Raw genomic sequence first — 20,972 nt, 5'->3', positions numbered from 1 at the left:
GCCGAGGAGGCTCAGTGCTCCCCCGCAGGACGCGGAGCAATCATTTCTGCAGCGGCAGCCGAAGCACCTTATTTGATAAAATTAACATAAAAAAAGTCCTAAAAAGGAAATTAACCTCTTTAAGACTGAGCGTAATGTAGAAGCTTAATGATTACGATTCTTTATGTAATCAGCTAATGATTCTAATAGATTCGTATTCATTGAAACTTTATGTAAGGATTCAAGTGCAACATCATAATGGGCGTTTAGTATTTCTTTCGTTTCATTCAACCCAAGCAAGCTCGGATAGGTGCTTTTATTATTCCCAACATCGCTCCCTAATGGCTTCCCAATAAGCTCTTCCTCACCTTCAACGTCAAGCAAATCATCCTTAATTTGAAATAATAACCCTAACTCGCGAGCAAAGTGACGTAAATGTTCAATATCTTCTTCACTGGCATCAGCTATAATCGCACCTGCTACAACAGAATAAGTTAATAAATCGCCCGTTTTATGGTCATGAATATAAGTAAGCTCAGCTAATGTTAACGCACGTTCTTCCCCTTCCATGTCAGCTACTTGCCCGCCAATCATCCCAACCGGACCAGCAGCAATCGCTAGCTCTCTAATTAAACGGACAAGCTTTTCCGGTTCAAGTTGTGAAGAAGCAATTCGTTCAAAGCTATGAGTTAACAAAGCATCTCCAGCTAAAATCGCCGTTGCTTCACCAAACACTTTATGATTGGTTGGTTTTCCTCTTCTTAAATCATCATCATCCATTGCTGGTAAGTCATCATGGATTAAGGAATACGTATGAATCATTTCAATCGCACAAGCTAATTCATAACCTGCCTCAAGTGACTTATCAAAGCCTTTTAATGTCGCTAATAATAACAAAGGTCTGATTCGTTTCCCACCAGCTTCTAATGAATATATCATCGCATCCTTTAAGGAGGAGGGAGCATTTAAAGCACGAATCGACTGCGGCAATTTTTCATCGATCACAAATTTCGTTTCCTCTATAAATGCTTGAAGATGTTCGTTCACCCTTCATCCTCCACTAACTGAACCTCTTCTATTTCACCATCTGGGTGTAAAATACGGTCCATTTTCTTTTCGACTTCCTCCAATTTATCATGACACTGTTTGGATAACTCCATTCCTTTTTGAAACATGGAGATCGCTTCATCCAGAGGGACATCTCCTTGCTCAAGCTGTTCCACTACATTTTCAAGCTCGTTCATCGCTTCTTCAAAACTAATTTCTTCTTTTTTTATATCACTCATCATTTATCCCCCTCTACATCATTCAATTGGTCGCTTGTTCGGATCGTATCGACAACATGACAATGAACTAAACCATCTGTTACCTGAATGCTTAAGTGCTCACCTTTTGTTACTTGCGTCGTCTTCTTGATCATTTGGTTATCTTTATTATAAACAAGACTATAGCCACGTTCCATAATCTGTAGCGGACTCACAAGTTTTAATTGCGTGATTAATGATTGAAATCCTTGTTGTTTGCTGCGAATCGTTTCATGCGTTTTTGCCTTTAGTCGATCATCTAAACTTTTTAATTGATTTGTCGTTTGCTCAATTCGGGCTTTTGGATGACTTCTCGTTACTTCTTTATGAAGCTGATTGAGCGTATTTTTTTTACCCGACACTAATTGCACCATCGCTCGTTTTTGCCGTTCCATTAATCCATCTAATTCTTGTTCCTTTTGTCGAATCAGCTGGGCAGGATATCGAAACGCATAGGAGCGATTATGCCTATCAAGTTGCCTTCGTTCCAATTGCACTCTTTCATTCATTTGTCTCATTAGCCTTTGTTTATACTGATGAATATGAATAAAAAGGTCCTTCAAATCGGGAACAGCCATTTCCGCTGCTCCAGTTGGGGTCGGAGCACGTAAATCGGCGACAAAATCACTAATCGTAAAATCAGTCTCATGACCAACCGCAGAAATAATCGGGATACTAGAATCAGCTATTGCTCTAGCAACATACTCATCATTAAAAGCCCATAATTCCTCAATCGAACCACCACCACGCCCTAATAAAAGGACATCAAATTGACCAATCAAATTCGCCTGTTCAATCGCATTAATAATCGAGGCTGGGGCCTGTTCGCCTTGAACAAGGACTGGAAATAAAGCTAAATGGGCAATTGGATATCTCCGTTTTAATGTAGAAGCCATATCCTTAATAGCAGCACCAGTAGGAGACGTAATGATCGCTATATTCTTTGGAAATTGTGGTAAAGCTTTTTTCCGTTCCTGAGAGAATAATCCTTCTTTTTCAAGATCCGCTTTAAGCTGTTCATAGGCTAAATATAAACTACCAATACCATCTGGCTGCATTTCCCTTACATACATTTGGTAAGCACCATATGGCTCATACACATTGATTTCTCCCTGAACAATAACTTTCATACCATTTTCGGGATTAAAATCTAAAAAGCGATTATTTCCTGCAAACATAACTGCTTGCATCCTTGTATTTTCATCCTTAATTGTAAAATACATATGGCCACGACTATGTCTTTTAAAGTTTGAAATTTCCCCTCGTAACCAACAATTTTGCAATTGAAAATCTTCTTCCATTAACGACTTAATATATCGTGTGACTTCTGTGACGGTTAAAACATTTTGCTTCAACATGATGAAAACCCTCTCCTCATTGCTGATTCGATCGTGTTTTCTAATAACATCGTAATCGTCATGGGGCCGACACCACCAGGAACGGGGGTAATATAAGAAACGACATCCTTTACATTTTCAAAATCAACATCGCCATAAAGCTTACCATCGACTCGATTAATGCCGACGTCGATCACAATTGCACCATTTTTGACATCCTCAGCTTTAATGATCCGGTCACGCCCAACCGCAACGATCAAGATATCCGCTTTGGTCGTTAACTCTCTAAGGTTACGAGTTTTTGAATGACAATAAGTGACGGTCGCATTTTCGTTCAATAGTAATTGCCCAACAGGTTTACCGACAATATTACTTCGTCCAATGACAACAACATGTTTGCCTTCTAAATTAATTTTTGTTTCCTTTAGCATTTCTAAAATACCAAATGGTGTACATGGTAGGAATGTTTCTTCACCAATCATCATTTTCCCAATATTAATTGGATGAAATCCATCGACGTCCTTTTGGGGAGAGATCCGCTCAATCACTGCACGTTCTCTTATTTGTTTAGGTAGTGGGAGTTGTACTAATATTCCATCAATGTCGTCATCACCGTTTAAACGATCAATTTCGACTAATAAAGTTTGTTCAGATACACTTTCTGGAAGCTCTAATAATTGTGAATAAATCCCTACTTCTTTACAAGCCTTTTGTTTTGAGCGGACATAGGTTTGTGATGCCGGGTCATTTCCTACTAAGATGACAGCTAAACCTGGTACGATTCCTTTATTTGCTAATGCTTCTACTTTTTCTTTTATCCTCTTTCTTTTAACCATTGCTATTGCTTTTCCGTCTAGAATCGTGGCTGTCACCTGCTTCACTCCTTTTCTTCTCTATTTATTTAATTCGTCCATTGATTTGGAAAGCACTCCATTAATAAACTTCCCGGATTCTTCCCCTCCAAATGCCTTAGCTAGCTCAATGGCTTCGTTAAACGTGACGTTTTTTGGAATGTCTTCAATATATTGCATTTCATATAAAGCCATTCTCGTAATAGCGCGGTCAACATGGCCCATTCGTTCAATCGTCCAACCTACTAAATTAGCCGATATCATCGTATCTAATTGCGCTTTATGTTCAACCGTTCCAAAAATCAAGTCTTTTAAAAATACACTTGCTTCTTCCCCTGTATCAAGTACGCTTTCTAGTGCTTCATTCGGCTCTGATTGAGCCACATCCATTTGGTATAAAGCTTGTGCAGCTCTTAATCTTGCTACTCTACGATTCATATTTTGTCTTTGCTCCTTTAAGCTTGTTTAATACGTTGATAATACCATAGTGGAAAGTGCCTGTCACTTGTCGAAAGAAGGCGGGCGAATCGACAAATGCCTCCAAGTGGCAGACACCTAAAAAAACAGTCAAGCTTATACTCTTGACTGTTTCAAAACCTAGCTAAATTAAACTCTTTTTTTATTTTTCTTCAATAGCCGCTTCTGTTGTTTCAAATTGAACGCCAACAACATGAACATTAATGGCATTTAATTGAATAGCCGTCATCGTTTGAAGAGCTTGCTGAATATTCGTTTGAATAAGTTTAGCCACCTCTGGTACAGACACTCCATACATAATGACAACTGATACATCTACTAAAATACCATCATCATTTAAGTCAACACGAACCCCTTTACCGTGATTTTTTCTTCCTAGTTTTTCAGCGACACCTGAGGCAAAATTCCCTCTCATATTGGCGACACCTTCAACTTCAGAAGCCGCAATCCCTGCGATTACTTCAATCACTTCTGGTGAAATTTCTACTTTTCCTAATTCGCTTTTTTGCTCATCTAACTCTAAAATATGATTTTCGTTCATTTTTATTTCCTCCAATCTATTCGATTACTTACTATCTTCCATAATCGCATGTTCTTCAAGGAATTTTGTATTAAAATCCCCGGAAACAAATGTCTCATGATTTAACAGACGGATGTGGAATGGGATCGTTGTATCAATTCCCTCAACTTCAAATTCAGAAAGAGCCCGTTTCATTCTTGCAATCGCTTCTTCTCTTGTCGCCCCATGGGTAATGACTTTTGCGACCATAGAATCATAAAAAGGTGAAATCGTATAACCTGAGTATACCGCAGAATCAATTCGAACACCTAGTCCACCAGGTACTAAATAAGAAGTCACCGTCCCTGGTGAAGGCATAAAGTTCTTTTTCGCATTTTCAGCATTAATTCGACATTCAATCGACCAACCATTAAACGTAACATCTTCTTGTCTAAAAGATAATGGTTTTCCATTTGCAACATGAATCTGTTCTTTGATTAAATCAATACCGGTAACCATTTCTGTTACTGGATGCTCAACCTGAATTCGAGTATTCATTTCCATAAAATAAAAATCGCCTGTGCGGTGGTCATAAATAAACTCGATTGTTCCTGCACCCGTATATTCAACAGCTTCGGCAGCTTTTACAGCTGCATCACCCATCTCCTTACGCTTCTCTTCAGAAATTGCTGGTGATGGTGTTTCCTCAAGTAGCTTTTGTAGTCGACGTTGAATACTACAATCTCTTTCCCCTAAATGAACCGTATTGCCATGTTCATCAGCAATGACTTGAATTTCAACATGGCGAAAATCTTCAATATACTTTTCAATATAAACACCAGGATTTCCAAAATTAGCTTGAGCTTCTTTTTGCGTAATATTGATGCCCTTTTTTAGTTCTTCAATATTTTTCGCGACTCGAATCCCTTTTCCGCCACCACCTGCCGTTGCTTTGATAATAACAGGGTACCCGATTTCGTCTGCCACTTTTAATCCAGCATCAACGTTTTCTACAATGCCATCAGATCCCGGAACAATAGGAACACCCGCTTGGGCCATCGTTTCTCTTGCTACATCCTTTGTCCCCATGCGGCTAATTGCTTGCGGACTCGGTCCAACAAATTTAATATTACACGCTGCACAAATTTCAGCAAAATCAGGATTTTCAGCTAAAAATCCATAGCCCGGATGAATCGCGTCTGACTCTGTTAACGTCGCGACACTCATGATATTAGTGAAATTCAAATAACTTTGGCTAGCAGGGGTTGGTCCTATACAATAAGCTTCATCTGCAAGTTTAACATGGAGAGCTTCTTTATCTGCTTCTGAGTAGACAGCAACCGTTTCAATATCTAGTTCTTGACATGCTCGAATAATACGAACGGCAATTTCTCCTCGATTTGCGACTAGTAATTTTTTTATCATGATTACACTCTCCTACTATTATCTTGGTGCTACGACAAATAATGGTTGACCAAACTCTACAAGTTCACCATTTTCCGCTAAAACTTCAACGACTTTTCCTTTTACTTCTGCTTCAATTTCATTCATCAGTTTCATCGCTTCTACGATACAAACAACCGTATCCTCAGTCACTTGATCTCCAGCTTCTACATAAACCGGTGAGTCAGGTGAAGGGGCGGTATAAAAAGTTCCGACCATCGGAGAAGTGATTGTATGCAGATTCTCTTCTTTACTCACAGCACTCTTTACATGTTCTGATACTTCCACTGTATCCGTAACATTTGCTTCAACCGTCTCTTTTAGTTCATGCGAAACAGCGGGTACAAATGAGTTCATTTGAGCCACCTGTCCATTAGAAGGTTTTTTTAAGTGGAGCTTCGTGCCTTCTTCCTCATAATTAAATTCCTCTAAACCAGATTCATTGACTGCTTTAATCAATTCTTTAATTTCTTTTACAGATAACATATATGTACGCTCCTTTGAAAACGATGTAATTAGTACCTCATAATAGAAGTACATCGCATATTATACCACAAGTTATTTTTCCGATATATCGTTTCGTTAAAAACTATTTCCTTACTTTAATGTACTTATTCGCTCTCCTAGCAAAAAAACCTCCATTATGTAAATAATGGAGCGAATTTTTTATTTGATCATTTTCTACACGAGTTTATTTTTCGTAGAATGAACTAGGTTATTCTGTTTCTTCTTGAACTTCAACAGCGCTTTCAGCTTCCGCTTTTACTAAAGCCTCTTTTTTATACTGACGGAAAATAGGAAACTCAGATAAGTTATCAGGAATCTTCCCATCTTCTAAAAGGATAATCTTCACAATGTCTTTATTTCTTGCCATATGATATCGTTCATCATAACTATTTTCAAGCGTATATTTTTTTAAATTTTGATAATCTTCTTCTTGAATGGAAACGGTATAAGAGTCTCCATCATTTGCTTCAAAATGCTGTTCAAATCCAATTTCAAATTCAACAATTTGGATATTATCATTTTTTAAATTTCTCGTTTGCTCCAGAACAGCCTTTGCTCCCTCTGTTAAATCAGTCCATTCCATCATAATCGCTCCTCATAAACTTAAGATACATTGTCGTATTATACCATGTCCGAACAGGCAATGCACATTAATTGATGAAACGCTGAGAAAAGGCTTTCGTTAACAGGTTTGACGAAAGAATTGATTCTTGACGCTTTAAATGCTTCAACCCTCCAACTATAAGTTCCCATTCGCGGTCGGAATAATGCATCTAGCTTTGTTCTGACGCGACCTCCTCTCTTTTTTCTACATTCCACGTTGTATCTACTTGTTTACGGTACGGCTCTCTCTTTTTTTCCACATTCCACGTCGTATCTGCTTGCTTACGACGCAGCTCTCTCTCTTTTTTTCACATTCCACGTCGTATCCACTTATTTACGACTCGGCTCTCTCTCTTTTTTTCACATTCCACGTCGTATCCACTTGCTTACGACGCAGCTCTCTCTCTTTTTTTCACATTCCACGTCGTATCCACTTGCTTACGACGCAGCTCTCTCTCTTTTTTTCACATTCCACGTCGTATCCACTTGCTTACGACTCGGCTCTCTCTCTTTTTTTCACATTCCACGTCGTATCCGCTTGCTTACGACGCAGCTCTCTCTCTTTTTTTCACATTCCACGTCGTATCCGCTTGCTTACGACGCGGCTCTCTCTTTTTTTTCACATTCCACGTCGTATCCGTTCGTTCTGACTTTTTAGATCAGAAAATCCAAGCATCTCTCCAACTTGCCAACAAGCGAAAAAAAGGATAAAAGGTTTATTAACCTTCTCATCCTTTTTTCTTATCAGGTGCCCCGAGTGACAGTCTCACTCTTTATTATTTCGTATAATTAACGGCAACTTCTACATTTCTGCCAACCTTTTCACCAGCGATATCCATAATTTTTACCGAATCTTCTTTTGTTAATTCCTCTGCTTGAACATGAATTTCAACAGCTCCATCTGACATGAGGACTAAGACATTCTCATATCCTCCGTCAATTTGAATCGCTCTTTCTAGCTCTTCCTCTAGTTGAGCTAGTTGCTGGAGTTCTTTAGTTTTATCCATCGCAAGAGAAACTTCAGATGGACTTGATTCTGGTGCACTTACTACGTTATTATTCTCTTCTTCTGCACGATGACGTGATTCTATTAAAGACAATTTGTGCATTGCGAATACATCAGCAGTTTCTGGGTTAGCTACCGTGCCTTCCATTTCTGCTCCTTCTTCAGCTTCTTCAAACACTTCGTTAACATTTACGACACTATCTTGCTGGTCTGCGTCATTTGCTCCTTCTGCTGGTGCTTCTTCGTCACCATCTGCCTTGTCACCGTCTGCTTCATCACCTTCTTCTTTATCTGATTCCTCAGCCTGTTTATCATCGTTTTCCATGCTACCCATTTCCTCTGTGTCAACCGCTGCTAGATCACCACCATTTGCTCCTGGTAAAATATAATAGACGGATAAGACAACGATCAAACTTAACATTGTTAATAACCATACCGTTTGTTTTTTTAGTACCATTATTCATCCTCCTCTATTTTTTTCGGCATTACGGACACTCGGTGTGTCGGGACGTCTAACACTCGGCTCACAGCTTCCACTACATAGCTTTTCACTTGAGCATTTTCTACCCCCCTTGCGACAACGAGTACCCCACTAACGCTCGGTTTTTCTGTTTTTACTAATATAGGCTCTTCGGTATCTCCCGTTCGAACGATGACTACTTGTTCGTCCTCTGTGAAGTCTTCTACCTCTCTTGTTCCCCCTTCACGATCTACTTCTTTTGTATTTTGTTGTTTCTGATTTCGATTTCTTTCAAAAATGCTTTTCTCAGACTCAGCGAAAGTAATCATAACATCGGTATTACTTACACCGGCAATTTGGTTCAAAATTTCTTTTAATTGATTTTCATAACGGTTTTCATAATCTTGCATCGAGTTTGGATCTTCAGTCGTTTTTCCAAATGCTTCTTCTGTTTCTTCATCATTCTCTCTGGGTGGGTCACTATATACCGGCTCGCTTGGTCCAGAACTTAAGTCATTTTCATCATCAGAAATGACCATATTCGCTAATACCATTAACATCAATCCAACACAGCCTAGAAGTAGCACATAGTGTAAGGGAATTTTTTTCTTCTTATCCTGGGATGGTGGTTGAAAAAGCTTCTTCAACCATTGATTATCCTTTTTTTCCTTCTCACTCAAATTCGCTCGCCCCTCCTTTCCAAACGACTGAAAGAGTTTCTTTTGGAACTTCCCAGCTTTTAGCGAGATCCTCTTTAACATCTTCTAGTATTGGGTCCTCCGCTTCTTCCAAATCTTTCTCTAGGTCAAGCGGGGTGCTCGTATCAATTTTGACTAACGCGACCTCCTTTACTTCTGGGAGTTCACCAGACTCCGCGTCTACTATATGGTCAATATGTGCTCTTATAAAAGCAATATCGTCCACAGTAGGGAGCCGGTCCATGAGATGATTCTCTTTCAACTCAAACTCAATTTCTGAAATCTTTAATGAGTAGGACTGTTCCAAGTGTGCATCTACTTGTTCTGTTAAAAGGAAAGCCATCTGTTCTGAAATATATGCAGATTGTCCCAACTCTATTTCTTTTTTTTGCAAATTTATAGATTCTTCTATGGATTTTTCCTGAAATTCACTTTCAGAAGCAATTGTAAAAAGCCATTCGTCAAAATCTTGAGTAAAAATTGAAAATAAGGGCTGCAATAAAACAATTAAAAGTAATAAACCAACGACCATTTTCACATATTTTTGCAAGGCATTCTTTGGTAAAATTAACTCTAATATCGTCGCAAGTAAAATTAACAAAATAATATTTGTCAGCCACTCGATAATAAATGACACGAGATCCCCTCCTCCCATTACCGAATCATAAATGATAAATTACTAGCTGATATCATGATCGTAATGGCCAAAAAGAACATTAAACAGACGATAGCTAAAGCAGCAAAAACATAGATAATTGATTTGCCAATAATCGATAAACACTCAATAATCGGACCGCCTCCTAATGGTTGTAAAACCGCTGAAGAGAAATTGAAAATGAAGGCTAGTCCTAACACTTTTAAGGCAGGGAAAGCACAGAGAATTAACAAAATCGCTAATCCGGCAATACCAACTGTATTTTTTAATAACAGAGAAGCACTTAAAACCGTATCCGCTGCATCCGTAAACATTCGACCGACAACAGGAACAAAATTACCGGCAATAAATTTGGCCGTACGTACCGTTAACCCATCAGATACCGCGGTGGACGCCCCTTGTACGGAAATCACTCCTAAAAAGACGGTTAGAAAAACTCCTAATGCCCCGACCGCAATAGTTCTTAATAAACCGGCTAATTTTGTCACTTTGTAATGGTCTGTTAATGTACTTACAATATTTAAGACCGTTGATAAAAACAGCAAAGGAAAAACCACATACTGAATAAGTAAACCACTCGTATGAACTAAAAAGATGATTAATGGATGAAACATAGCAGCAGATGTAATGTTTCCAATTGAGGCCATTAAAGCAAGTAATAACGGCAGCATCGCGACCATAAAATTCGTCATATTGCTAACCGCATATTCCGCATAATCAATTGCTAAGCGAAAACTATTTAAAGCAATAATCATTAAGACTAGATACGTAATCGAATAGGCCACTTTACTAATCGTATGTTGCTCAAAAGCATTTTGTAGCGATTGCAAAATCATACAAAATATCGTTAATAATATTAAGCTACCAAGTAACTTCCCACTTACGATTAGTTCATGAAATAAAAATCGAACAAGTCCTAATCCCCATTCCTTAAAAGAAAATTGCTTTTCACCCGTTAAAAAATCAAATAAGGAGCCTTTTTGACTCTCTGGTAAATATCCACCGTATTCGTTCGATATTTGTTCCCAGTACTGAACAATCTCATCTAAGTTCAAACGTTGTAATTGCTGTTCCACAAAACCTTGCTCATCAAAAGGTACTTGTTCTTGCTTCTGATTTTGCTCGGCTTTGACATAGTCGGGTGAGAGCGAAAAAGCAGCAAGAGTCATCACCAAAATAAGAAAAAATAGCCGGGCTCTCATGTCATTCCCCCCTTCCTTCTTTAAAGTTTACTTCCCTTTAGGCAGTCGGCAAAAAGGAAATGACCATTTCAATAACCGCCGTTAAAATCGGGATCGCCATGACTAAAATTAGCACTTTACCCGCCAATTCAATCTTAGATGCTATGGCAGCTTGTCCGGCATCTTTTGCAATTTGCGCCCCGAATTCAGCAATATAAGCAATTCCAATAATTTTTAAGATTGTTTGTAAATAAATCATGTTCATACTTGCTTGCTCTGCAATGCTTTGTAGCATTTGAATCACTTTTGCAATTTCATCTATAAGAAACAGGAAGATAAATACCCCAACAAAGACTGTCAATAAAAAGGCAAATTGGGGCTTTTGTTCTTTTACAACGAGGGCTAGGAAGGTTGCAATAAGTCCTAGCCCAACAATTTGAATAATGTCAATTGTCATCTCCTCCTATCCTTGGAACAAGAAGACCCCTCTAATTTTTTGAAATAAATCATCGACAATCGTCGCTACCATATATAAAACTACAACAAAGCCAATTAGCGTAACCCAATGGGCCCAGTCTTCTTTTCCCATCTGTTTGAGAACTGTGTGAATCATGGCAACCACAATCCCTATCCCTGCGATTTGAAAAATGGTGTTTACATCATACACCTTTATCTCTCCTTTACTAAAACGACCTAATTGAGACCCATTTTAATGTTCCAATTCAAGTATTTAAATAAGAACGATGACAACTAAAACCCCACTTAAAAAACCTAAACTCTTAATCATCTTTTCATACTTTGCTTGTTTATCTCGTGCTTCTAACTCTTCTCGTTTTAAGTGGGTTAGCACTAATTGAATTTGTTTTTTTTGCTGTTCATGATTCTTGTTGCCCAAGTGTCGCTCCAAATTGTTTCATGATTTCCTTCTCCGTTTCTAATAAAGCAGTATTGGGCCAAATCTCATCCAAGCTCTGTTCCCAGGCTAAGTAGGCTGAGTCCTCCTTTGCCAAAAGTTTATTGGCAAAGGCTTCATAAAAAGAAGAGATTGGATTCGGAATTTGTTTGGCAATATTTGAACAAGCTTCAGAAAGGGGGGTTAACCCATAGAGCATTTCTGCTTCTAACGATTGCATCGCTGACATGAGCTGTCTAATCTGTCTTGGTCGCTCACTTAGCCGCCTCGCATATTCAAACCCAACAAAAGTAGTCGTTAACAAAATGAGAACAGCACCTAACAACTTCACCTTATGCCTCTCCCTTCTTGCCAATGAAAACGTTCGACTTTGCGGATGACCCCAGGTTTTGTTGATTTCGTTAATTCAATAAAGCGTTCAAATACCCCAAGTTCAATTAGACCTTTTAAAGCTGGTCTCCGCTTTAAATCATGAACCGAATGCCCATGTGCCGTCGTAATCACTTTAACTCCGGCATACATCGCTTCTTCAATAGCAATTCGGTCTTCTTCTCGCCCAATCTCATCGACGATAATGACATCCGGACTCATCGTACGGATGAGCATCATCATCCCTTCGACTTTTGGACAACCATCTAAAACATCCACACGGTCCCCTAAACGATGCTGAGGTACTCCTTTTACAGAGGCGGCAATTTCTGAACGCTCATCCACAATGCCTACTTTTAATGGCTGAATTCCTTTTTTCCGATCGCCTTCACTAATCAGCCTGGCTATATCACGTAAAAGCGTGGTTTTCCCCGTTTGCGGTGGTCCAATGATTAATGTATTCAACCACTCTTTTTCAAAAATTTGCGAAACGAGCTTATCGGCTACTCCAATCGTTTGCCTCGCCACTCGGATATTATAAGAGCTAATTTCCTTTAGTGTTTTGACTTGTCCGTTTTCGAGAATAACCTTGCCACTTAAACCAACACGGTGTCCTCCGCGGATGGTAATATAACCCCTCTTTAATTCTTCTTCAAAAGCATAGAAGGAATAATGGCTCAATTGATTCAAAATAAATTGCCCATCCTCTGGACGAATCCGATACATATGGTTGTCATTTTCCGGATAAAAAGGGCGTCCCTCTGCAATTACTTCTAATGGCCTTCCCACCCTGACTCGAATCTCTTCCACTTTATCGATTAAAGTAGATGGCATACTCTTAATTAACGTTCTAATCGATTCTGGCAAAACAGCCATAATTTCTGGTTTCATTGGGTATCCTCCTATTTGCGAATGCCAATTAGAATTAACATGACACCCGCCCCAATAAATAAAAATTTCGAAAAAGATAGTTTATCGGACATGCCAACTAATCCTACGACAACCGATAAAATAAAAATCGTCGGTCCAATAATAGCTAAAACCGCATTTACTCCTATCGCTTTTTCAATAGAATTAAGCTTAAGCATTAACATGGCTGCACCTATTTCTATCAAGCCAGATAAAACGCGAAAACCTACCATAATAATTAATGCTAGTTCAATCGAAACAAACCACGATTTCATTCTTTCACCTCAAGTACTAGAAGAAGAACAAGATCCTTTCAAAAGTCGATTGAACCGACAAGAACAACGGGGGTAATTAATTAGTGACGATCATGACTCCCTTGCTCCGTCCTTTTTCGACCTTGCGGAATGTCCAAACTTCTTTTCTATTAACAGCAATTGGCTTTATACAAAGTTATGTAAGAAAGGACGAGTTCAGAACATATTCGCTGAAAGAATTAGAGAAGGTCATATAAGATTGTTTTACTTAGAGGGTGGGTGTATATAAGTTAAAATTGGGAACGTAATGGGAGAGGATAATGGTGTAAAAATACTTATTGAATCAAAGAGCCGCAATGAATGCGGAAGCCTGCACTTTTTAAAGGGCAAAGGCAATCATTGAGCTCCTATGAACCCGATAGCCCCCATTTTTTAAGCGCAAAGGCAATTATTGAACTCCTATGAACCCGATAGCCCTCACTTTTTAGGGGCAAAGGCAATCATTGAACTCCTATGATTCCGATAGCCCCCATTTTTTAAGGGAAAGGCAATCATTGAGCTCCTATGATTCCAATAGCACTCACTTTTTAAGGGCAAAGGCAATCATTGAACTCCTATGATTCCGATAGCCCCCATTTTTTAAGGGAAAGGCAATCATTGAGCTCCTATGATTCCTTTTACCTGCCTCCTTCATAATCTCTATCTGGAGGATACGCTGTGGTTTGAGTTCGGGTTTGTACTTTTCTCGCTGTATTTATATGACCGTACAAAACAAAAAAAGGCTCCCAAAAGCTATAAATAACTTTTGGAAAAGCCTTATTTCAAAAATGGTTATTATGCACGAGATACGTAACTTGAGCTACGTGTGTCGATAAGAAGAACATCACCTTGGTTAATAAAAAATGGAACTTGAACAATTAAACCCGTTTCTAATGTTGCAGGTTTTGTTCCACCTGAAGCTGTATCCCCTTTAATTCCTGGCTCTGTTTCCGTTACTTCTAATTCAACCGTATTTGGGACTTCAACCCCAAGCGTTTCGCCTTGGTAGCTCATGATTTGAACTTCCATGTTTTCTTTTAAAAATTTCAGCTCGTGTTCAATTTGAGCTGTTTGAAGCTCTAATTGCTCATAAGATTGGTTATCCATAAATGTATGTGTATCTCCACTTGCATAAAGGTAAGCCATACGACGGTTTTCGATATGAGCTTTTGACACTTTTTCACCGGCACGGAATGTTTTCTCTTGAACAGAACCTGTACGAAGATTACGAAGCTTGGATCGAACAAATGCCGCACCTTTACCTGGTTTTACATGTTGGAATTCCATTACTTGCCAAATCCCATTGTCTACTTCAATTGTTAAACCTGTTTTAAAATCATTTACTGAAATCATTTAAATTCCTCCATCTTTCCCTCTGCCTATACGCAGAGCAAAGTCACAATCAATACTATACCATAGCTTTCGTGAAGAATCTTCTTTTTTATAATAAAGAAATCTCGTCACACTTTTCTTTAACACTAGTGTTTAATCCTTTTTATCTATAAAGAAAAGAACTTCTCCTTTACCTACTAATGCGGCCATTTTATCCAAGGGTGATTAGCTCTTTTGGTGAAGACGTAAAGGATTCATTTCCGTCCTTTGTAATCAAGATATCATCTTCAATTCTTGTCCCACCGACATTTGGAATGTAAATACCTGGTTCTACCGTTACGACCATACCTGGCTCAAGTACGATATCTGATTTAAACGAAAGTCCAGGCCCTTCATGTACTTCCATTCCTAAACCATGTCCAGTTGAATGTCCAAAGTACTCCCCGTAACCTTGTTCTTTAATATAATCGCGTGTTAGAGCGTCACCTTCAATCCCTGTAATCCCTGCTTTGATACCCTCCATCCCCAATTTCTGAGCTTGAAAAACAGTCTCATAAATTTGACGAAGCTCATCACTGATTTCACCGATAGCAAGTGTTCTCGTGATATCGGAACAGTAGCCTTTATAATAAGCACCGTAATCTAGGGTAACAAGTTCTCCAATTTCAATGACTTTTTCACTTGCAACTCCGTGCGGCAGAGCAGAACGGTGACCTGAGGCAACGATAATATCAAAGGAAGAGCTGATGGCTCCCTGTTTTCTCATAAAGAATTCTAATTCATTCGACACGTCGATTTCCTTCACACCTGGTTTAATATACGTCAAAATATGTTCAAAAGCCGCATCCGCAATTTGAGCCGCTTCCTTCATAATTTTGATTTCTTCTTCATCTTTAAACATACGTAATGATTCCACAATTCCGCCAACCGGAACTAACTTGGCTGATGAAATCGCTGCTTTATAAGCTTCAAATGAAGAATAAGTCACATGTGCTTTCTCAAAACCAACAGACTTAGCACCGATTCGTTCTATTTGTTTCGCTAATTCTTCTGTGATCGGTCCTGTATGTTGAACAATTTCAAAGCCTTTTGCTTGTTCCTTTGCTTGCTCAACATAACGAAAATCTGTAATAAAAACGGCTTGTTTTTCAGAAATTAAGGCAATTCCAGCTGAACCACTAAACCCCGTCATATAACGACGATTCACTCCACTTGCTATGACTAACGCATCAATTTGATTTTCAGCTAATTTGCCTCTTAAGGCTTCAATTCGTTTCATGATTCATTTTCCCCTTCCAATAGAGCGATTAAGGCTAAATGATACCCTTTAAAACCTAATCCAACAATTTGCCCTGTGGTAACGGGTGCTGTCACTGAGTGATGTCGGAACGCTTCTCTAGCATGCACATTCGAAATATGAACCTCAATCGTTGGGTAACTTACAGAGGCAATCGCATCTCGAATTGCATAGCTATAATGGGTAAAAGCACCAGGGTTAATAATTAACCCATTTACGACCTCTGCATATTCATGAATCCAATCGATGATTTGTCCTTCATGGTTGGATTGTTTAAAAATGAGCTGACAGCCTAGTTTTTGAGCCTTCGCTTCTAACTGCTGTTCCAAATCAATTAATGTCGCGTGTCCATATACACCAGGCTCTCTTAAACCAAGTCGATTTAAATTTGGGCCATTTAAGACTAGATAAGTTCTCAAAAGATTCACCGCCTTTTAACTATGTACAATCTTTATTATTGTATCATAATAAACGGCTCTATAACGCAATATCACGAAAAATTGACACTATTCATAATTAAAGAATTCACGCTGCCTAATTGTCCATTTCATCAGGAATTACCCTCTTTTTTGTTCAGCAAATTCATAAGAAATCGAATACCCGATAAAGAGTCCGTAAAGAGCAAATAGACAAAGAGAAGTGACGATCGTATTTGAATCTAAATTTTGAACAGTCTTTAACCCTGGGAATAATGGATTAAGAATATAAAAGAGCAGAACCCATAATAAAACTCCAAAACCAACTCCTGCCCATAATGATTTCATACGCTGTAACGTTACTTTATAAAAGAAGGCAATCCCAATGGAAAGAATCATAATAACGACAATTCCGACTAGCTGTCCGATGTATGTATCCTTCCAATCAGCTAAAGCCCAAGGCATTAATATCAAGGCTGGACCGACTCGAATAAAATTAAAAAAGAAGGAGAAATACCAAATGCTAGCCCAGATCAGTCCCCCAAATAAACCGATAACAACTACTTTAGTATTAAACGACATTTGTTTTTCTTGTTCATTTTGTTCTAACTGCTTTTTAGCCATTCTACTCACCTCAACTTTTAGTATATCCAGAAGTCTTTTTTTCTCATGCAATAATTTTCCTAAAGAAAATATTTCACAACTACGTAGATAAAAGGATAATCTTTTTATATGTCGAATATCTTTTATATAAAGCCTGAATGAACCAGTCTAAAATAAGACCGATTTGTTTAGAACGAATCTGTTTATTTGGAGAAATTAATGGGTAAGTTTATATTATATAGAATTATTACGTATGTCAGGTTATGCTTATGGTAAACTGATAACATATTTAATCTAGCTACGCCTGTTAGAAGCTCGAGAAAAATCGGTCGTCCTTATGAAGACAAAAAGCGTCCGCCCCTTGCCCACAGGACGTGGGTACAAGGCGTTGCGGCAGGATGGCGCGAACTTAGCGTTGATCCTTGATGTTCTCGCTTCTGCCCAAACAGGCTCCGCTTTATATTTAATCCAGCTACGTCCGTTAGAAGCTCGAGAAAAATCGGTCGTCTTTATGAAGACAAAAAGCGTCTTCAACAGCCGCCCTGTATTTTTTCTCGCTTCTGACCAACAGGCTCCGCTTTATAACATAAATGGAGGTGAACAAAAAATGCACCGTGCTTTACAAATTGCGGTCCCTATCATTATTGTTCTTGCAGTCATCGGCCTTAGTCATCAAATTGTGACAAATCCTCTTGGTTTATTAAGCACCTTGCTTTTTATCGCTCTTTTTATTGGCGGCATTTTCCTTGTTTATCGTTTGTTTATGATGCGACGTTACGGCACATCCTTTCTTCCTAAAAAACAAGGACCGACAAGGAAACAGCTTCAAAAAGCGAAAAGAACTAGTACGGTTCAAAAAAATGGTGCCCCAAAATCTTCCTTTAGAAATAGTGGACGCCCAACCACAAATTCAACGATTACTCCTATTAAGAAAAAAACAACGAAGTCAACAGCTAACCGAAAAAGGGAACATAATCTTACTGTCATTGAAGGAAAAAAAAATAAAAAGAAAAATCGAGCCTTATTTTAAATACAAAAACCGACTGAGACAGCTCAGTCGGTTTTTGTATTTAAGCTTGATGCATTTAACTAAGACCATTTTTGTAAAAATTTCGTTGTTTTTTGGCGCCCTAATTGAACAAGCTCTTCTTTTTCTTCCTCTGATATGGAAAAATTCGTCGCCTTGATATCTTGATTAATCGGAATAAAAATAATATCTTTCGCCTCTTCAGCTTCAATATATCTTGTGTCATGAGCATTAGTCATCGTTTCAAATAATGCTTTATACATTCCTAATGCATTTTTGATTTCATTAGGAGGTATTTGGTTGATGTTTGGGGTTAATTTAAACCCGATAACAGGCCTGCGCTTTTTTTTCGTTTTTTTATCAACAAAAAGCCAAAGAGGAAAATTGCTTAACAATCCTCCATCCACAATATAGGAAAAATGACCACGATTTCTCCGATCATATAATTTAACAGGTTCAAAAAAGAATGGAATGCTACAGCTCATGCGAACCGCTCTCGCTACTGAAAATTTTTCAGGTAATATTCCAAACTGTGGTAAATCATCCGGCAAAACTAAAATTCTCCCTCTCGTTAAATCAGAAGCGACAATTTTAATGGAGTCTTTTGGTAAATCAGCAAAAGTCGAAACTCCCTTTGCCTCTAAAGCCGTTCTGAGCCAAGCCTCCAATTCATCTCCTTTATAAAGTCCTAATTTAAAATACATGTGAAGCCATTTGGCAACCGTAAATGGAAGCCAAGACAGTCTCTCATCTTTAAAGACTTCTATATTTAAAGTATCTAAAATTTCAAACAATTCCTCACTTGTATAACCGGCTTTTATTAAAGCAGCTACAATTGCACCCGCACTCGTTCCTGCTACACGTTCAAATTCCATTGATTTTTCTTCCATCACTTGAAGAGCTCCAACAAAAGAAAAAGCTTTTACACCACCACCAGCAAAAACACCATCAATTTTCATCATCCGCCCTCCTCATTATTAGCCTATGAGCGATTTTAAAGAAGTTGATAATAAAAAATGAATCTCCCAGATAGTTATGTGTTCTACAAACAGTTTGTTTCTTCCTTTAAAACAAAATAAAAACCCCACCAAGGGGGTTAATTCTCATCTTCATTTTTCTTTTGAATTTCTTGAAGCTGGACGAGCCGTTCTTTATCTTCTTGGAAAAATTGGACAAGGTCGCCAATTCGATCAATCGCATCCCAGCTAAGATGATGTTCAATTCCTTCAACATCCTGATAAATGACTTTTTCATTAACACCAATCAATTTCAGAAAATCCTCTAAAAGTTCATGACGATAAACAAGCCTTTTGCCAATCTTTTTCCCTTTAGCGGTTAAAATTAGGCCACGATAACGTTCATATACTAAATAATCACTCTTATCTAATTTTTGTACCATTTTCGTTACAGATGAAGGATGAACCTCCAATGCCTCTGCGATATCAGATACTCGAGCATATCCTTTCTCCTCAATCAATAAATAAATTCTTTCTAAATAATCTTCCATACTAGGTGTTGGCATAGGGTCCCCTCCAATATTCAAAGCCCACGTAAATCTGAAATCAGTTCTTTTATTATATGGTCCATTTTAATGATTGTAACAGCTACAAATAACTGATTTCCCCGTCCATCTAAACAAACATCTTCTCTATTCTACTACAAACCATCCATTTACGACAACGGATATTCATAATCATTTATCGGTTTGATAGAAAATATCCTAAAATACAAATTCCCCCTCAAAACTCATGTAAAATATTCGATCTTGGATTCAGGGAAAAATTGATCGATATAGCTTTGAATTTTTTCCTTCAAATCATTCGCTGCCTCTGTTTGATAGACATATTTCCCTCTCCCATATTTCCCCCATTTATATTTTCTTTCCTCTTCATTCATTTCAAGCTTCGATTTTGGATATCTTTTCTGAATAATATTTTTCGCTGTTTTTGTAAACCGGTGCTGAATTAATTCAAACGTTAAATCCTTCCTCGCATAAAAAGGAAGCTCAGCGTCAAGCCTTTCAAAAAGCTCTAGATACCCCTTTTCCCAACCATCGTATATATAAAGAGGAGCAATAATAAACCCTAATGGATAATCGGCTTTAGCCACCTTCCCCGCTGCCTCGATTCTTTCTAAAAAAGACGAAGTACCTGGTTCAAATTTTTTGATCACATAATCAGAATTTACACTAAATCGAAAACGTGTATGTCCATTATGTTTGGCATCTAACAAATGATCCACATGATGAAATTTGGTTACAAACCGCAAACGTCCATATTCCTGCTCCCCCATATACTCAATCGTTTTTTTCAATGAATGAGTCAGATGGTCAATTCCAACAATATCAGATGTACAGGCAGCCTCAAATCTCGTTATTTCGGGTGCCCGCTCCTTAATATAAGCACCAGCTGCATCAAAAATATCTTCTAAATTTACATAAGTTCGAATGTAAGGTTTATTTCCTAAAGTCGTTTGTAAATAGCAATAATGACAATGACCCATACACCCAGTTGCCAAAGGAATGGCGTATTCAGCCGACGGTTTTGACGTATCGAATTTCAACGTCTTTCTTATTCCAATCACAAGAGTTGATTTCGCATTTCGATACTGTTGTAGTTCTGTTTCGCCAGGGATATTACGAACTTGATTGTGCGAGGTTGTCGTTCTAATTTCAATGCCCATTTTTTCGAATTTATCTTTTAAAGTTCGGGCAAGTGGATATTCTAATGCTTGTGGTTCAATATAAACAAGCTGCGGCGTAAATGGTTTCATCATCTGCCTCCTTTTTTTATTAGGATGCACATTTCCAACAT

At 38.3% G+C, this 20,972-nt stretch carries 25 protein-coding genes and 1 pseudogene; 1 reads left to right on the top strand and 25 read right to left on the bottom strand.

Features of this window, described 5'->3' with window-relative positions; translation table 11 throughout:
• Nucleotides 1–144 precede the first annotated feature (144 nt).
• The 22 genes and pseudogenes from AA0017_RS04230 to AA0017_RS04125 all read right to left on the bottom strand — a co-directional run bounded on the left by AA0017_RS04230 (nucleotide 145) and on the right by AA0017_RS04125 (nucleotide 17,153).
• On the bottom strand, nucleotides 145–1,026 hold the full coding sequence (locus AA0017_RS04230; RefSeq protein ID WP_413379818.1) for a polyprenyl synthetase family protein: 882 nt from the start codon (nucleotides 1,024–1,026) through the stop codon (nucleotides 145–147).
• Complete coding sequence (xseB, locus tag AA0017_RS04225) at nucleotides 1,023–1,265, bottom strand: exodeoxyribonuclease VII small subunit (protein ID WP_413379816.1); 243 nt, start codon at nucleotides 1,263–1,265, stop codon at nucleotides 1,023–1,025. Before xseB ends, AA0017_RS04230 begins: the two co-directional genes overlap by 4 nt.
• Nucleotides 1,265–2,641 (bottom strand): exodeoxyribonuclease VII large subunit, encoded by a 1,377-nt coding sequence (gene xseA, locus AA0017_RS04220; RefSeq protein WP_413379815.1) that lies wholly within the window; start codon nucleotides 2,639–2,641, stop codon nucleotides 1,265–1,267. The genes xseB and xseA overlap by 1 nt, the downstream gene beginning before the upstream one ends.
• On the bottom strand, nucleotides 2,635–3,492 hold the full coding sequence (folD, locus tag AA0017_RS04215) for a bifunctional methylenetetrahydrofolate dehydrogenase/methenyltetrahydrofolate cyclohydrolase FolD (RefSeq protein WP_413379813.1): 858 nt from the start codon (nucleotides 3,490–3,492) through the stop codon (nucleotides 2,635–2,637). The genes xseA and folD overlap by 7 nt, the downstream gene beginning before the upstream one ends.
• Before the next feature lie 21 nt (nucleotides 3,493–3,513).
• Nucleotides 3,514–3,909 (bottom strand): transcription antitermination factor NusB, encoded by a 396-nt coding sequence (gene nusB, locus AA0017_RS04210; protein WP_413379811.1) that lies wholly within the window; start codon nucleotides 3,907–3,909, stop codon nucleotides 3,514–3,516.
• A gap of 181 nt (nucleotides 3,910–4,090) precedes the next feature.
• Nucleotides 4,091–4,489, bottom strand: coding sequence for an Asp23/Gls24 family envelope stress response protein (locus AA0017_RS04205; protein WP_413379809.1), 399 nt, complete (start codon nucleotides 4,487–4,489; stop codon nucleotides 4,091–4,093).
• A gap of 24 nt (nucleotides 4,490–4,513) precedes the next feature.
• The gene (gene accC, locus AA0017_RS04200) at nucleotides 4,514–5,872 is read right to left on the bottom strand and encodes an acetyl-CoA carboxylase biotin carboxylase subunit (protein WP_413379807.1); all 1,359 of its coding nucleotides are present in this window, start codon (nucleotides 5,870–5,872) and stop codon (nucleotides 4,514–4,516) included.
• Nucleotides 5,873–5,890: 18 nt separating this feature from the next.
• Nucleotides 5,891–6,376 (bottom strand): acetyl-CoA carboxylase biotin carboxyl carrier protein, encoded by a 486-nt coding sequence (gene accB / locus AA0017_RS04195; protein WP_413379805.1) that lies wholly within the window; start codon nucleotides 6,374–6,376, stop codon nucleotides 5,891–5,893.
• Between the two features lie 229 nt (nucleotides 6,377–6,605).
• Nucleotides 6,606–6,980 (bottom strand): hypothetical protein, encoded by a 375-nt coding sequence (locus AA0017_RS04190; protein ID WP_413379803.1) that lies wholly within the window; start codon nucleotides 6,978–6,980, stop codon nucleotides 6,606–6,608.
• 796 nt (nucleotides 6,981–7,776) lie between these two features.
• The gene (locus tag AA0017_RS04185; protein WP_413379801.1) at nucleotides 7,777–8,463 is read right to left on the bottom strand and encodes a SpoIIIAH-like family protein; all 687 of its coding nucleotides are present in this window, start codon (nucleotides 8,461–8,463) and stop codon (nucleotides 7,777–7,779) included.
• Nucleotides 8,463–9,146: a stage III sporulation protein AG gene (gene spoIIIAG / locus AA0017_RS04180; protein ID WP_413379799.1), complete on the bottom strand. Its 684-nt coding sequence runs from the start codon at nucleotides 9,144–9,146 to the stop codon at nucleotides 8,463–8,465. The genes AA0017_RS04185 and spoIIIAG overlap by 1 nt, the downstream gene beginning before the upstream one ends.
• The gene (gene spoIIIAF, locus AA0017_RS04175; protein WP_413379797.1) at nucleotides 9,139–9,801 is read right to left on the bottom strand and encodes a stage III sporulation protein AF; all 663 of its coding nucleotides are present in this window, start codon (nucleotides 9,799–9,801) and stop codon (nucleotides 9,139–9,141) included. Before spoIIIAF ends, spoIIIAG begins: the two co-directional genes overlap by 8 nt.
• A gap of 17 nt (nucleotides 9,802–9,818) precedes the next feature.
• Nucleotides 9,819–11,021: a stage III sporulation protein AE gene (spoIIIAE, locus tag AA0017_RS04170; RefSeq protein WP_413379796.1), complete on the bottom strand. Its 1,203-nt coding sequence runs from the start codon at nucleotides 11,019–11,021 to the stop codon at nucleotides 9,819–9,821.
• A 37-nt stretch (nucleotides 11,022–11,058) separates the two neighbouring features.
• Nucleotides 11,059–11,457 (bottom strand): stage III sporulation protein AD, encoded by a 399-nt coding sequence (spoIIIAD, locus tag AA0017_RS04165; protein ID WP_413379794.1) that lies wholly within the window; start codon nucleotides 11,455–11,457, stop codon nucleotides 11,059–11,061.
• Between the two features lie 6 nt (nucleotides 11,458–11,463).
• Nucleotides 11,464–11,667, bottom strand: coding sequence for a stage III sporulation protein AC (gene spoIIIAC / locus AA0017_RS04160; RefSeq protein WP_003321384.1), 204 nt, complete (start codon nucleotides 11,665–11,667; stop codon nucleotides 11,464–11,466).
• A 63-nt stretch (nucleotides 11,668–11,730) separates the two neighbouring features.
• Nucleotides 11,731–12,244, bottom strand: a pseudogene (spoIIIAB, locus tag AA0017_RS04155) (stage III sporulation protein SpoIIIAB).
• Nucleotides 12,241–13,173, bottom strand: coding sequence for a stage III sporulation protein AA (gene spoIIIAA, locus AA0017_RS04150; RefSeq protein ID WP_413379792.1), 933 nt, complete (start codon nucleotides 13,171–13,173; stop codon nucleotides 12,241–12,243). The pseudogene spoIIIAB and the gene spoIIIAA overlap by 4 nt, the downstream one beginning before the upstream one ends.
• Before the next feature lie 11 nt (nucleotides 13,174–13,184).
• Nucleotides 13,185–13,466, bottom strand: coding sequence for a YqhV family protein (locus AA0017_RS04145; RefSeq protein ID WP_413379790.1), 282 nt, complete (start codon nucleotides 13,464–13,466; stop codon nucleotides 13,185–13,187).
• Nucleotides 13,467–14,279: 813 nt separating this feature from the next.
• Complete coding sequence (gene efp, locus AA0017_RS04140) at nucleotides 14,280–14,837, bottom strand: elongation factor P (RefSeq protein WP_413379788.1); 558 nt, start codon at nucleotides 14,835–14,837, stop codon at nucleotides 14,280–14,282.
• A gap of 190 nt (nucleotides 14,838–15,027) precedes the next feature.
• Nucleotides 15,028–16,095, bottom strand: a complete 1,068-nt coding sequence (locus AA0017_RS04135; protein WP_413379786.1) for a M24 family metallopeptidase — start codon at nucleotides 16,093–16,095, stop codon at nucleotides 15,028–15,030.
• Nucleotides 16,092–16,532 (bottom strand): type II 3-dehydroquinate dehydratase, encoded by a 441-nt coding sequence (aroQ, locus tag AA0017_RS04130; RefSeq protein ID WP_413379785.1) that lies wholly within the window; start codon nucleotides 16,530–16,532, stop codon nucleotides 16,092–16,094. The genes AA0017_RS04135 and aroQ overlap by 4 nt, the downstream gene beginning before the upstream one ends.
• 138 nt (nucleotides 16,533–16,670) lie before the next feature.
• Entirely contained in the window at nucleotides 16,671–17,153 is a 483-nt protein-coding gene (locus tag AA0017_RS04125; RefSeq protein ID WP_413379783.1) for a YqhR family membrane protein, read from the bottom strand.
• Between the two features lie 367 nt (nucleotides 17,154–17,520).
• Here AA0017_RS04125 and AA0017_RS04120 point away from each other — a divergent pair, with 367 nt between their 5' ends.
• Entirely contained in the window at nucleotides 17,521–18,162 is a 642-nt protein-coding gene (locus AA0017_RS04120) for an SA1362 family protein (RefSeq protein WP_413379781.1), read from the top strand.
• A gap of 59 nt (nucleotides 18,163–18,221) precedes the next feature.
• Here the strand turns inward: AA0017_RS04120 and AA0017_RS04115 are convergent, their stop codons facing one another.
• From AA0017_RS04115 to splB, 3 genes are all read right to left on the bottom strand, one after another.
• A complete protein-coding gene (locus AA0017_RS04115; protein WP_413379779.1) occupies nucleotides 18,222–19,118 on the bottom strand; it encodes a patatin-like phospholipase family protein in 897 nt (298 codons plus the stop codon).
• 137 nt (nucleotides 19,119–19,255) lie between these two features.
• Nucleotides 19,256–19,681: a transcriptional regulator MntR gene (mntR, locus tag AA0017_RS04110; RefSeq protein ID WP_413379777.1), complete on the bottom strand. Its 426-nt coding sequence runs from the start codon at nucleotides 19,679–19,681 to the stop codon at nucleotides 19,256–19,258.
• A 224-nt stretch (nucleotides 19,682–19,905) separates the two neighbouring features.
• Nucleotides 19,906–20,934 carry a spore photoproduct lyase gene (gene splB / locus AA0017_RS04105; protein WP_413379775.1) on the bottom strand — a complete coding sequence of 343 codons (1,029 nt, stop codon included), beginning with the start codon at nucleotides 20,932–20,934 and terminating at the stop codon, nucleotides 19,906–19,908.
• Nucleotides 20,935–20,972: the final 38 nt, after the last annotated feature.

Origin of the sequence: Alkalihalobacillus phoenicis (assembly GCF_047302405.1) — a bacterium.
In the GTDB taxonomy this organism is placed as follows: Bacteria; Bacillota; Bacilli; order Bacillales; family Bacillaceae_D; genus Alkalihalobacillus.
This window is presented reverse-complemented; position numbering and strand designations above follow the sequence as displayed.

What these genes read in the sequence shown, in the direction of transcription:
- xseB (WP_413379816.1), bottom strand. Translation starts at nt 1,265, where the DNA reads ATGAGTGATATAAAAAAAGAAGAAATTAGTTTTGAAGAAGCGATGAAC.
- xseA (WP_413379815.1), bottom strand. Translation starts at nt 2,641, where the DNA reads ATGTTGAAGCAAAATGTTTTAACCGTCACAGAAGTCACACGATATATT.
- nusB (WP_413379811.1), bottom strand. Translation starts at nt 3,909, where the DNA reads ATGAATCGTAGAGTAGCAAGATTAAGAGCTGCACAAGCTTTATACCAA.
- AA0017_RS04205 (WP_413379809.1), bottom strand. Translation starts at nt 4,489, where the DNA reads ATGAACGAAAATCATATTTTAGAGTTAGATGAGCAAAAAAGCGAATTA.
- accC (WP_413379807.1), bottom strand. Translation starts at nt 5,872, where the DNA reads ATGATAAAAAAATTACTAGTCGCAAATCGAGGAGAAATTGCCGTTCGT.
- accB (WP_413379805.1), bottom strand. Translation starts at nt 6,376, where the DNA reads ATGTTATCTGTAAAAGAAATTAAAGAATTGATTAAAGCAGTCAATGAA.
- AA0017_RS04190 (WP_413379803.1), bottom strand. Translation starts at nt 6,980, where the DNA reads ATGGAATGGACTGATTTAACAGAGGGAGCAAAGGCTGTTCTGGAGCAA.
- AA0017_RS04185 (WP_413379801.1), bottom strand. Translation starts at nt 8,463, where the DNA reads ATGGTACTAAAAAAACAAACGGTATGGTTATTAACAATGTTAAGTTTG.
- spoIIIAE (WP_413379796.1), bottom strand. Translation starts at nt 11,021, where the DNA reads ATGAGAGCCCGGCTATTTTTTCTTATTTTGGTGATGACTCTTGCTGCT.
- spoIIIAD (WP_413379794.1), bottom strand. Translation starts at nt 11,457, where the DNA reads ATGACAATTGACATTATTCAAATTGTTGGGCTAGGACTTATTGCAACC.
- spoIIIAA (WP_413379792.1), bottom strand. Translation starts at nt 13,173, where the DNA reads ATGAAACCAGAAATTATGGCTGTTTTGCCAGAATCGATTAGAACGTTA.
- AA0017_RS04145 (WP_413379790.1), bottom strand. Translation starts at nt 13,466, where the DNA reads ATGAAATCGTGGTTTGTTTCGATTGAACTAGCATTAATTATTATGGTA.
- efp (WP_413379788.1), bottom strand. Translation starts at nt 14,837, where the DNA reads ATGATTTCAGTAAATGATTTTAAAACAGGTTTAACAATTGAAGTAGAC.
- AA0017_RS04135 (WP_413379786.1), bottom strand. Translation starts at nt 16,095, where the DNA reads ATGAAACGAATTGAAGCCTTAAGAGGCAAATTAGCTGAAAATCAAATT.
- AA0017_RS04125 (WP_413379783.1), bottom strand. Translation starts at nt 17,153, where the DNA reads ATGGCTAAAAAGCAGTTAGAACAAAATGAACAAGAAAAACAAATGTCG.
- AA0017_RS04115 (WP_413379779.1), bottom strand. Translation starts at nt 19,118, where the DNA reads ATGAAAATTGATGGTGTTTTTGCTGGTGGTGGTGTAAAAGCTTTTTCT.
- mntR (WP_413379777.1), bottom strand. Translation starts at nt 19,681, where the DNA reads ATGCCAACACCTAGTATGGAAGATTATTTAGAAAGAATTTATTTATTG.
- splB (WP_413379775.1), bottom strand. Translation starts at nt 20,934, where the DNA reads ATGATGAAACCATTTACGCCGCAGCTTGTTTATATTGAACCACAAGCA.